This window comes from Achromobacter sp. LC458 (assembly GCF_001005835.2).
Lineage (GTDB): Bacteria > Pseudomonadota > Gammaproteobacteria > Burkholderiales > Burkholderiaceae_B > Achromobacter > Achromobacter spanius_B.
Window position 1 is genome coordinate 1 of sequence record NZ_LBHW02000077.1, and the last position, 11,295, is coordinate 11,295.

Annotated in this window: 10 protein-coding genes; 4 read left to right on the top strand and 6 right to left on the bottom strand. The window is 66.9% G+C overall.

Translation table 11 applies throughout. The features are described 5' to 3' along the window. Positions 1 to 110: 110 nt before the first annotated feature. Positions 111 to 1,010, top strand: coding sequence for a LysR family transcriptional regulator (locus YH64_RS29515; RefSeq protein WP_143215610.1), 900 nt, complete (start codon positions 111 to 113; stop codon positions 1,008 to 1,010). A gap of 3 nt (positions 1,011 to 1,013) precedes the next feature. On the opposite strand, the gene purU is transcribed toward YH64_RS29515, so the two are convergent. The 6 genes from purU to YH64_RS29545 all read right to left on the bottom strand — a co-directional run bounded on the left by purU (position 1,014) and on the right by YH64_RS29545 (position 6,225). Then, entirely contained in the window at positions 1,014 to 1,868 is an 855-nt protein-coding gene (gene purU, locus YH64_RS29520) for a formyltetrahydrofolate deformylase (protein ID WP_046807880.1), read from the bottom strand. A 45-nt stretch (positions 1,869 to 1,913) separates the two neighbouring features. Next, entirely contained in the window at positions 1,914 to 3,023 is a 1,110-nt protein-coding gene (locus tag YH64_RS29525; RefSeq protein ID WP_046807881.1) for an NAD(P)/FAD-dependent oxidoreductase, read from the bottom strand. After that, the gene (locus YH64_RS29530) at positions 3,020 to 3,544 is read right to left on the bottom strand and encodes a flavin reductase family protein (protein ID WP_046807882.1); all 525 of its coding nucleotides are present in this window, start codon (positions 3,542 to 3,544) and stop codon (positions 3,020 to 3,022) included. Before YH64_RS29530 ends, YH64_RS29525 begins: the two co-directional genes overlap by 4 nt. A gap of 39 nt (positions 3,545 to 3,583) precedes the next feature. Next, complete coding sequence (gene pdxH / locus YH64_RS29535) at positions 3,584 to 4,213, bottom strand: pyridoxamine 5'-phosphate oxidase (RefSeq protein WP_046807883.1); 630 nt, start codon at positions 4,211 to 4,213, stop codon at positions 3,584 to 3,586. A gap of 140 nt (positions 4,214 to 4,353) precedes the next feature. Next, the gene (locus YH64_RS29540) at positions 4,354 to 5,016 is read right to left on the bottom strand and encodes a gamma-glutamylcyclotransferase (RefSeq protein ID WP_046807884.1); all 663 of its coding nucleotides are present in this window, start codon (positions 5,014 to 5,016) and stop codon (positions 4,354 to 4,356) included. Further along, the gene (locus YH64_RS29545; RefSeq protein WP_104143672.1) at positions 5,017 to 6,225 is read right to left on the bottom strand and encodes an MFS transporter; all 1,209 of its coding nucleotides are present in this window, start codon (positions 6,223 to 6,225) and stop codon (positions 5,017 to 5,019) included. Between the two features lie 430 nt (positions 6,226 to 6,655). Here YH64_RS29545 and YH64_RS29550 point away from each other — a divergent pair, with 430 nt between their 5' ends. The 3 genes from YH64_RS29550 to YH64_RS29560 form a co-directional block, all read left to right on the top strand. Next, entirely contained in the window at positions 6,656 to 7,861 is a 1,206-nt protein-coding gene (locus YH64_RS29550) for an efflux RND transporter periplasmic adaptor subunit (protein ID WP_046807886.1), read from the top strand. Position 7,862: 1 nt separating this feature from the next. Continuing rightward, complete coding sequence (locus tag YH64_RS29555; RefSeq protein WP_046807887.1) at positions 7,863 to 9,821, top strand: MacB family efflux pump subunit; 1,959 nt, start codon at positions 7,863 to 7,865, stop codon at positions 9,819 to 9,821. A 5-nt stretch (positions 9,822 to 9,826) separates the two neighbouring features. Then, the coding region (locus YH64_RS29560; RefSeq protein WP_255444875.1) for an efflux transporter outer membrane subunit at positions 9,827 to 11,295 on the top strand (1,469 nt) is incomplete at its 3' end.

An 11,295-nucleotide genomic window follows, 5' to 3' on the forward strand; every position in this document is an offset into this window, starting at 1 on the left:
CCTCCTACACTTTTTCTCTTTTTTTTTTTTAATAGTCGCGCCCACCCCGGATTTCTACACTAGCCCCCTCGCGGCCGGCGTCAGTTGTTTAAAGGAGCCGGGCCCCGCGCCTGTTGCGCTACTTCATCGCGGTGGCCGAAGAGCGCCATTTCAGCCGCGCCGCCACCCGCCTGCATATCTCGCAGCCGCCGCTCAGCTACGCCATCCGCCAGTTGGAAGACAACGTGGGCGCGCGCCTGCTTGCCCGCACCAGCCGCCATGTGGAACTGACCGACGCCGGCCACGTGTTGTATCGCGAGGCGCTGACGTTGCTCCGGCAGGCCGAGGAAGTGCGCACACTGGTGCAGCGGGTGGACGCGGGCTTGCGCGGCCGGCTGCGCATCGGCTTCGTCGGGTCGATGCTGTATCGCGGCCTGCCGGTGCTGCTGAACGCCATGCGCGCCGAACTGCCCGACGTGGAGCACGTGCTGACCGAGCTGAACTCGCACGAGCAGATCGAAGCCGTGCGGCGCGGGGAACAGGACCTGGGGTTCATCCATGCCAACCCGGTGCCCGAAGAGGTGCTGGCGCGTGACCTGATCGCCGAACCTTTTGTGGTGTGCCTGCCGGATTCTCACCCGCTGGCCGCGCGCGCGTCGTTGCGGCTGGCTGACCTGGCGGGCGATGACTTCGTCTTCTTCGCCCGCGCGGCCTCACCCAGCTATTACGAAACCGTGTTGTCGATGTGCGTGGCGGCCGGCTTCATGCCGGTGGTCCGCCACGAAGTGCGGCATTGGCTTAGCGTGGCGTCGCTGGTGTCGCAGGGGCTGGGCGTGTCGATCGTGCCGTCCTGCCTGTCGCGCAGCGGGCTGGCCGGCACGCGCTTCATTGCGTTCGAACACGCGGCGCGCTCGGTCAGCCAGGTGATCTGGCAAGCCGGCGCGCAGTCGCCTTTGCAGCATCGGGCCATGGCGCTGGTGACGCGCCAGTTTCCGCCGGCCACGCCGGCGGTGGCCCAGCAGGCGGATTGACGATCAGCGGAACACGACGGTTTTGTTGCGGTTCAGCAAGATGCGGTGTTCGACATGGCTGCGCACCGCGCGCGACAGCACCAGCGATTCGATATCGCTGCCCACTTGCGTCAGGTCGGCCGCCGTCATGGTGTGGTCCACGCGTTCGATGTCCTGGTCGATGATGGGGCCTTCGTCCAGGTCCGACGTCACGTAATGAGCGGTGGCGCCGATGATCTTCACCCCGCGCGCGTGCGCCTGGTGATACGGGCGCGCGCCCTTGAAGCTGGGCAGGAAGCTGTGGTGGATGTTGATGGCGCGGCCGTTCAGCGCGCGGCACATATCCGCCGACAGGATCTGCATGTAGCGGGCCAGCACCACCAGGTCGGTGTTGGACTGGTCGGCAATCTGCAATACCTGCTTTTCCTGCTCGGCCTTCGTGTCGGCCGTGACGGGCAGGTAATGGAACGGGATGCCGTAGGACGCCGCCAGGCTGGCGTAGTCGTTGTGGTTGGACACGATGGCCGCCACTTCGGCGTGCAAATGCCCGCTATGCACGCGAAACAGCAGGTCGTTCAGGCAATGGCCCTGCTTGCTGACCATGATCAACAGGCGCTGCTTGCGGCGCGCGTCATGCAGCTTCAGGTCCATGCCGTAGTCCGCCGACAGCGTATCCAGGCGGCCGCGCAGGTCGTCGGGGTTCACGGCCACAGGCAGGTCGAAGTGCACGCGCAGGAAGAACTGGCCCGTTTCCTCGTCGCCGAATTGCTGCGAATCCAGGATGTTGCAACCCAATTCGAACAACAGGCCGCTGACGCGGTAGACGATGCCGGTGCGGTCAGGGCAGGACAGGGTCAGGATGTAGTCGTTGTGCTGCATGGTGCGGGAATAGGCCGAGGTAAGGAGAAGAGGGGATGGGCGGAATCAGGCGCTCAGGCGCGCCAGGGTTTCTTCCGCCAGGGCCAGGCTGGAGGTCAGCCCGGGAGATTCAATGCCGAACAGGTTCACCAGCCCGGGCACGCCATGCACGGCGGGGCCGGCAATGACGAAGTCGGCGGCGGGTTCGTGCGGGCCCGAGATCTTGGGCCGGATGCCGGTGTAGCCGGGCGCCAGCGCATGGTCCGGCAGCGCTGGCCAGTAGCTGCGCACCGCGTCGTAGAACACGTCGGCGCGCGCCGGGTCCAGTGTGTAGTCTTCGGTGCCGATCCATTCGGTATCGGGTCCGAACTTGGCTTGGCCGCCCATGTCCAGCGTCAGGTGCACGCCCAGGCCGGCGTGTTGCGGCACCGGGTAGATCAGGCGCGTGAAGGGCGCGCGGCCGGCCAGCGTGAAGTAGCTGCCCTTGCACAGGTAATCGGTCGGGATGGTGGCGGGCGGCACGCCGTCGATGCGGCGGGCCAGCGCGGGCGCTTGCAGCCCGGCTGAATTGATCAGCACGTTGCAGGTCAGCGTCATGGCTTCGTCGCCGCCGAATTGCAGTTCGAAGCCGCCTTCGGGGCGCACGCGGCCGGACACCAGTGGCGTGTGAAAGACACACTGCGCGCCGGCATTTTCGGCGTCGCCCTGGAATGACAGCATCAGGGCATGGCTGTCGACGATGCCGGTGGATGGCGACACCAGCGCGGCGGTGCATTGCAGTGCGGGCTCCAGGCGCATGGCTTCTTCGCCGGAAATGAACTGCAAATCGTCCACGCCGTTGGCGCGCGCGCGCTGGGCGATGCCCTCAAGCTGGGCCGCCTGATCGCGGTCGGTGGCCACGATCAGCTTGCCCAGGCGCTTGTGCGGCACGCCGCGTTCGGCGCAGTACGCGTACAGAAGGTGCTTGCCGCGCACGCACAGGCGCGCCTTCAGGCTGCCCGCCGGGTAATAGATACCGGCGTGGATCACTTCGGAATTGCGCGAGCTGGTGCCGGTGCCGATGGCTTCGGTGGCTTCGGTCACCAGCACTTCCCGGCCGGCTTGCGCCAGCGCGCGGGCCACGGCCAGCCCCACGACGCCCGCGCCGATGACGACGCAATCTACGTCCACGCTCATGGCGTCTTCCTTTCGGACCGGCTGCCCGCGGGCGTCAGGTCAAAGCCGCCGGCGTGAAACACCAGCGGCGGTTCGTTGCTGTGGCCGCAGCGTTCCACTTCGCCCACCATGATGATGTGGTCGCCTTCTTCGTAGCGGCTGCGGTTGCGGCATTCGAACCAGGCGGCGCAATGGCCGTCCAGCATCGGGGTGCCGCCTGGCGCGTAATGCACCGTCAGGCCGGCGTAGCGGTCGGGCGTCTTGCCCGTGGCGAAGCGGCGCGCCAGCGCGATCTGCTCGGCGCTCAGGACGTTGACCACGTAGCGCTCGCACTGTTCGAACGCCGCCAGCGAGGACGACGAGCGCGACAGGCTCCACAGGATCAGCGGCGGGTTCAGCGACACCGAGTTGAACGAGCTGACCGTCAGGCCGATGGGGGCGCCATCAAGCCCGGCGGCCGTCACGACCGTTACGCCGGTGGCGTAGCGGCCCAGCGCGGTGCGGAAAAAAGCGGCGTCAAAATCAGGGGAGGAGGCGGGCATGCAATCGGTAATTGGGCGGGCGCGCAAACGCGCCCGACATCAGGGCGACAGGCGTTCGATCTTCCAGGCCGGGCCGTCCGCGACGTAGCGCAGGCGGTCGTGCAGGCGCGACGGCCTGCCTTGCCAGAATTCGATGGCGGTGGGCTTCAAGCGGTAACCGCCCCAGTGCGGCGGACGCGGCGGCTGCTCACCGAAACGTTCGCGGAATTCCTTTTCACGGGCTTCCAGCGCTTCACGGGTAATGGGCTGGCTCTGGGGCGAAGCCCAGGCGCCGATGCGCGATCCGGCGGGGCGGCTGTGATAGTAGGCGTCCGACTCTTCGGGCGCCACTTTTTCCACCACGCCCTCAATCCGGACCTGGCGTTCCAGGGGCTGCCAGAAAAACAGCAGGCTGGCGCGCGGCTCGGCCAACAGGTCTTGCCCCTTGCGGGACTCGTAGTTGGTGAAGAACGTGAAGCCGCGTTCGTCAAAGCCCTTGATGAGGACGATGCGGGCGCTGGGCTGGCCGCTTGCGTCGACCGTGGCCAACGTCATCGCGTTGGGCTCGGGCACCTTGGCGGCCAGGGCTTCGTCGAACCAGCGGGTAAATTGCTCGAACGGCGAGGCGGCGGCCTGGTTTTCCAACAGGACGTTCTTTTCGTAGCTTTGACGCAGATCGGAGACGGACATGAGGATGGGGATTCAGGGTGGATAACAGGGAGTTTATACCGCCCGCACCACCACCCGCCCTTTGACCCCGCGCAGACCTCGGGGATGTTTCCGGCCCGGGGTGTGGCCGGGCAACGCTACCCACCCCGTTCCCGCCCGGTTCAGGCGCCTTCGGGCAGCCTGTGTCCGTCTTCTTCCAGCAGCCGCGCAATGGCGTCCAGCCGGGCATCGTGGATGCCGGCCGCCCGCAGCGCCTGGGCCGTCTGCACCACGTAATCGGTGCAGGGGCCGTAGCGGCCGGCCGCCCGGCGCACGATGGCCAGCAGTTCGTCCTGGGGCAGCGCGCGGATGTACGCGGGGTTGTCGCGGTTCATGATGAACACCAGCGCGCGCACGGTGCCGGCGTCGGTAGTGCAGTTGATCCAGCGGGGCAGGTAGGCGCCGGTGGACATCTCGCGTTCCCACAAGGCAGGGAAATAGTTGGGCACCTGGTCGCCCGCCAGGCGGTACACGACGCCGCGGCAGGAGCCGCCCCGGTCCAGCCCGAACACCAGCCCCGGGCATTCCGGCGTGCCCCGGTTGACCCGCGACCACAGGCACAGCGCCCGGTGGTGGCCGCGCAAGGTCGCCAGCCGGCGCTCCATGAAGTCAAAGTCCGGGCGCCAGATCAGCGACCCGTACCCATATACCCAGACGTCGTCTCCCGCCTGCCAATGGCGCAGCGCGTCGTCCAGCGAGGCCTGTCTTTCTTCGGGCGTCCACAGGCGAAAAGGCAAGCTGGCGCCGGCGACGCCGGGGGCGGAGGGAGGGGACTGCGTGTTCACTTAAGGCTTCCGGTCAGACTCGAGCGGGGGATTTCGATTGGCCCACCCGCCCGCCATCAGGGCCAGCGAATAGGCCCAGAACAGGGGGGCAACGCCAATTACCGCACCCAGCGCGCCGAAGGTCAACGGCAGGGACACCTGAGAACCGTTGATCAGCGCCATGCGCAGGCCCACGGCTTCGGCCGCGCGGCCGGGCGGGGAATGCTGGTGCAAGAGCGACAGCATACTCGGTTGGCAACAGCCCAGCGCCAGCCCAAGTATGAAAGACAGCACGATCAGCACGGTAACGTCGGTGAACAGCGGGTAAAGCATGAAGTCGATGGCGGCGGTGGCCATCGCCACGCGCACCAGCGTCCAGGACCGCACCCGGCGCATGATCAGCGGCAATACCAGCCGGATCACGAACGTTGCCGCCGCAAACGACGCCAGGATGACGCCGATGGTGGTGGCGGACAGCCCGATCGCCACGCCAAAGATCGGCACCACGAACAGATGCGTGTCCCAGGCGCCCGACAGAATCGTGTTCACCATCAGGATGCGGCGCAGGGCCGGCACCGCCAGCAGTTCGGTCACGCGGCGGCGCTGGGCCTCTTTGGCGCCGGACAGCTGCGAGTCCACCGCTTTCAGTTGGTGGCGCAGGTAATAAAGGCCGATGCCGGACAGGATGGGGCCCAGGGCCAGCAGGCCGAAGGCGGTTCGCGTGCCCAGGTTGTCGATGGCCAGACCCGCGATCAGCGGCCCCGAAAAGCCGGATCCGGCCAAGGCCAGCGACATGAAAGAAAAGTTGCGCAGCCGCTGAGCCGGCTCGGCGTGGCCCAGCAGATCTTGCGTGGCGACCTGGTGCAGCATGAAACCGATGCCGATACAGCAGGACGCCACCAGCAGGGCCGTCTGTGTCTGAAAGATAAAGGGCAAAGCGGTGCCGATGGCGACCAGAGACGTGCCGATGACCAGCGGGCGCACGATGCCCACGCGGTCCACCCAGCGGCCCGCGCGCACCGAGAACAGCATCGGCAGCACGGCAAACACCGCGACCAGGGTGCCGACCTTGAAGGTGGACAGGCCCATTTGCAGCGCGGTCAGCGACACAGTGATCCGGCCGCCCGTCAGCGCCACGTGATTCATCATCGCCAACAGACACAGCAGCACCGCCCCGGAAAATTCCGGGGAACCAGAGGGCGAGGAGGGGGATCTGTTGGAGGTAGACACGGCGTTAACTGCAATCATTCTGTGCGGATCGTCGGGCTATGTCGAGGCGCGGTTTTTTTGCGGCGCGGCAAAATGTTTCAGGCGGCGCGAACAAGATAGCGGCCATCTAGCGGCCAAGTCGCGGCCTTACGCAACAAGAGGCGGCACGTTGGCGGCACGATCCCGGCAGGCGCAGGACGGTGGTTTCGTGCATGCGCCATTGCCGTTGTATCGTTCACGCAACGGAACAATCGTTCTTGCCGGCGTCCCGGCCGAAACCCGCTTTACGGTTTTTCACCGTTTCGCCGCAATCGGTCATCGCCACGCACCCTCGCCCCGTTTAGGATGGCGGCCCGACGTTGCGCGACTGCGCGGCGTTGCGAGGGCGTGGCGCTGCGATGGCGTGGCGTTACGTTACGGCCGCCTTGCCGGTCACTCATTCTCAGGTGCAATGAAAAAGTCCCGCAGTAAGTTCAAGCGTTACGCGTTGATCGCCGTCGTCGTCCTGTTGGGGGGGCTGGCGGTGCGCGCCATGTTCTTCTCGGCCCCGCCGCCGCCCACCTTCGCCGTCGCCGAGGTCACCCGTGCCAACCTGGAAGACAGCGTGCTGGCCAGCGGCACGCTGGACGCCATTGAGCGCGTCAGCGTCGGTGCGCAGGCGACAGGCCAGCTCAAGTCCCTGAAAGTGCAGCTGGGTGACCGCGTCAAGAAAGGGCAGCTGGTCGCCGAGATCGACGACCTGACCCAGCAGAACGACCTGCGCAACGCCGAGGCCGCCCTCCAGACCCGGCGCGCCGAGCGGGCCGCCAAGGTCGCCATGCTGAAGCAGGCGGAACTGGCCTTCAAGCGCCAACGCCAGATGCTGGCCGCCGACGCCAGTTCGCGCGAAGCCTACGAATCCGCCGAGGCCACGCTGGGCGTGACCCGCGCCGAGATCGCCTCGCTGGATGCGCAGATCGCGCAGGCCGAGATCCAGGTGGACACGGCCAAGGTCAACCTGGGCTACACCCGCATCGTCTCGCCCATCGACGGCATGGTCGTGGCCGTGGTGACCAAGGAAGGGCAGACGGTCAACGCCATCCAAAGCGCGCCCACCATCATCAAGGTGGCCCAGGTGGACACCATGACGATCAAGGCGCAGATTTCCGAAGCGGACGTCACCCGCGTCAAACCCGGGCTGCCCGTGTACTTCACGATTCTTGGCGAGCCCGACCAGCGCTATCACGCGACCTTGCGCGCCGTGGAACCGGCGCCCGACTCCATCCAGAAAGACGACGCCACCACGTCGCTGACCGCATCCAGCGGCAGCTCGACCACCGCCGCCGTCTACTACAACGGCCTGTTCGATGTGCCCAACCCCGACGAAAAACTGCGCATCTCGATGACCACGCAGGTCTTCATCGTGCTGGGCGAGGCGCGCGACGCCGTCGTGGTGCCGGCCTCGGCGCTGGGCAAGCGGGGCGAGGACGGCCGCTATGCCGTGCGCGTCGTCCTGAAGGACAACAAGACCGAGGTGCGCCACGTCAAGATCGGCATGAACAACAACGTGCAGGCGCAGGTGCTGGAAGGGCTGGAGGTAGGCGAGCGGGTCGTGTCGGCGGATTCCGCCCCGGCCGCCGCTGCCGCCCCGGCCGCCGCTGCCGCGCCGGGGGCCTGACATGAGCGGTCCGCTGATTGCGTTGTCCGGCGTACGGCGTGAATTTCCCGCCGGCGACCAGACCATCGCCGTCCTGAAAGACGTCAACCTGACCATCGAAGCCGGCGAGATGGTCGCCATCGTGGGCGCGTCCGGCTCGGGCAAGTCCACGCTGATGAACATCCTGGGCTGCCTGGACCGCCCGACCCGGGGCGACTACCGCGTGGGCGGCCGCAGCACGGGCGAGCTGGGTCCGGACGAGCTTGCCGAACTGCGCCGCGAGCATTTCGGCTTTATCTTCCAGCGCTATCACCTGCTGTCGGACCTGACCGCGCAGGGCAACGTCGAAATGCCCGCCGTGTATGCCGGCAAGCGCCGCGAGGCCCGCATGGACCGCGCCGAACAACTGCTGGCGCGGCTGGGCCTGGCTGACCGGTCCGAGCACCGGCCCGGCCAATTGTCCGGCGGCCAGCAGCAGCGCGTGAGCATTGCGCGCGCGCTGATGAACGGTGGCGACATCATCCTGGCCGACGAGCCCACCGGCGCGCTGGACACGCATACCGGGCAGGAAGTGCTGCGCATTCTGGAAGAGCTGAATGCGGCCGGGCACACCATCATCATCGTCACGCACGACATGAATGTGGCGCGCCACGCGCAGCGCATCATCGAGATCAGCGACGGCGAGATCGTGGCGGACAAGCGCAACCCCGACGCCCCGCGCCGGGACGCCGCGCGCGATGCCCCGCCCGAACTGCCCAGGCGGCCCGCGTGGCAGGCCTACCTGGACCGCTGCGGCGAAGCCCTGCGCATGGCGCTGCTGTCCATGAACGCGCACCGCCTGCGCACCTCGTTGACCATGCTGGGCATCATCATCGGCATTGCCGCCGTGGTGTCGGTGGTGGCGCTGGGTGAAGGGTCGCGGCGCAAGATCCTGGAAGACATCAGCGCCATCGGCACCAACACGGTGGAAGTCTTTCCGGGCAAGGACTTTGGCGACGAAAAGGCCGTCAACATCCGCACGCTGGTCGCGGCGGACGCCGACGCCCTGGCGCGCGAGCCCTATGTGGACAGCGTCACGCCCGAGGTCGCCACCAGCAATACGCTGCGCTATCGCAACGTGTCGGTGAACGGCTCGATCCAGGGCGTGGGCGAACAGTATTTCCGCGTGCGCGCCATCAAGCTGGCGCAAGGCAAGTTCTTCGACGAGACCAGCGTGGTGCGCCGCGCACAGGAAGTGGTGATCGACGAAGGCACGCGGCGCGCGCTGTTCGGCTCGCACACCGAGCCCATCGGGCAGGTGGTGTTCCTGGGGTCCATGCCCGCGCGCGTGATCGGCGTGACCGCCAAGAAAGACTCGGTGTTCGGCAACAACGAATCGCTGAACGTCTGGATTCCCTACACCACGGCGTTATCCCGCGTGCTGGGGCAGCAGCATCTGAAAAGCATCACGGTGCGCGTCAGCGACGCCACGCCGCCGGCCGCCGCCGAGAAATCCATCGAACGCCTGCTGATGCGCCGCCACGTGGTGAAGGATTTCTTCGTGTTCAACACGGACGCCATCCGCAAGACCATCGAGCGCACCACGGCGACGATGACGCTGCTGGTGTCGCTGATTGCGTTGATTTCGCTGATGGTGGGTGGCATCGGGGTGATGAACATCATGCTGGTGTCCGTTACCGAACGCACGCGCGAGATCGGCGTGCGCATGGCGGTGGGCGCGCGGCGCAGCGACATCATGCAGCAGTTCCTGATTGAGGCCGTGCTGGTCTGCCTGATCGGCGGCGCGGTGGGCATCATGCTGTCGCTGGCGTTGGGCGTGCTGGTGTCCAAGGCCACGGGCGGCTCGTTCCAGATGATTTATTCCACGGCATCGATGGTGGCGGCATTTACGTGCTCGACGCTGATCGGTGTGCTTTTTGGCTATTTGCCGGCGCGCAACGCGGCGCGCCTGGATCCCGTCGAGGCCTTGGCCCGGGAATGAGGACGATGAAAGCGGTTTCCCTGATTTGCAAACCCGTCGCGCTGGCGCTGCTTGTTGCGCTGGGCGGATGCGGCAGCCTGCTGCGCAGTGACTACGAACCCCCCATGACCCAGACGCCCGCCGCCTGGACCCATGGCGGTTCGGAAAACCTGCATGCGCCCCTGGCCCAGGGCGGCCAGTGGTGGCGCAACTTCAACGACCCGGTGCTCAATGGCTTGATCGACGCTGTGCTGGCGCGCAACAACGATCTGGCGGCCGCCGCGATCCGTGTGCGCCGCGCGCAATACCAGGCCGGCTTGACCGAAGACCAGCTGATGCCGCAACTGGGTGGCGACGCCAGCGTGACGCGCAACCGCAACCTGTACGGCGACCGCATCATCACCCGCAACAACCAGGCCCAGCTGACGGTCAGCTACGAAGTGGACCTGTGGGGCAAGCTGTCGCGCCAGCGCGATGCGGCCCAGTGGGAAGCACTGGCCACCGAGCAAGACCGCCAGTCCGCCGCTTTGTCGCTGGTGGGCACTACCGCCACGCTGTATTGGCAGACGGCATTCATCAACCAGCGCATCGCCAGCAGCGAGGAAAGCATCGCCTACGCGCGCCGCACGCAGGACCTGGTGCGCGCGCAGTACGCAGCGGGCGGCGCGTCGGCGCTGGAGCTGGCCGAAGCCGAACAGACCGTGGCCAGCCAGCAGGCGGCGCACACGCTGCTGGTGCAGCAGCGCGTGGAATACACCAACGCGCTGGCCATCCTGTTTGACGGCCCGCCCGACCGCAGCATGGCCAACCCGCTGCGCCTGCCGCCGTACCCGTTGCCCGAGGCGCGCGCCGGCGTGCCCGCCGATTTGCTGGGCCGTCGCCCCGACCTGCGCGCCGCCGAACTGCGCCTGCGCGAGGCGCTGGCCACCGTGGACGCCACCCGCGCCAGCTTCTATCCGCCCGTGACGCTGACGGGGTCGGTGGGCAGCGCCAGCCCCACGCTGTCGAACGTGCTGCAAAACCCCGTCGCCGCCCTGGGCGTGGGCTTGACGCTGCCGTTCCTGCAATGGAACCAGATGCAGTTGAACATCAAGATATCCAAGGCCGACTACGAAGAGCGCGTCGTCAATTTCCGGCAGACGCTGTATCAGGCCATGGCGGATGTTGAAAACGCCTTGTCGAACCGGACGCAGCTGAGCTTGCAGGCCGAGCAGCTGGCGGTGTCGCTGCGCGCGGCGCGCGATGCCGAACGCCTGTACGAAGTGCGGTATCGGGCAGGGGCGGTGTCGCTCAAGGACTGGCTGGACGCACAGGAGAAGCGCCGCAGCGCCGAGATCGCGCGCGACGAAAACGGCTTGAACCGCCTGGTGAACCAGGTGACGGTGTACCGGGCGCTGGGCGGGGACGATCAGGCGCAGACTGAGGCTGAGACCCAGGCTCAGACCCAGGCTGAGACCCAGGCGCAGACCCAGACCCAGGCTCGGACTCAGGCTCA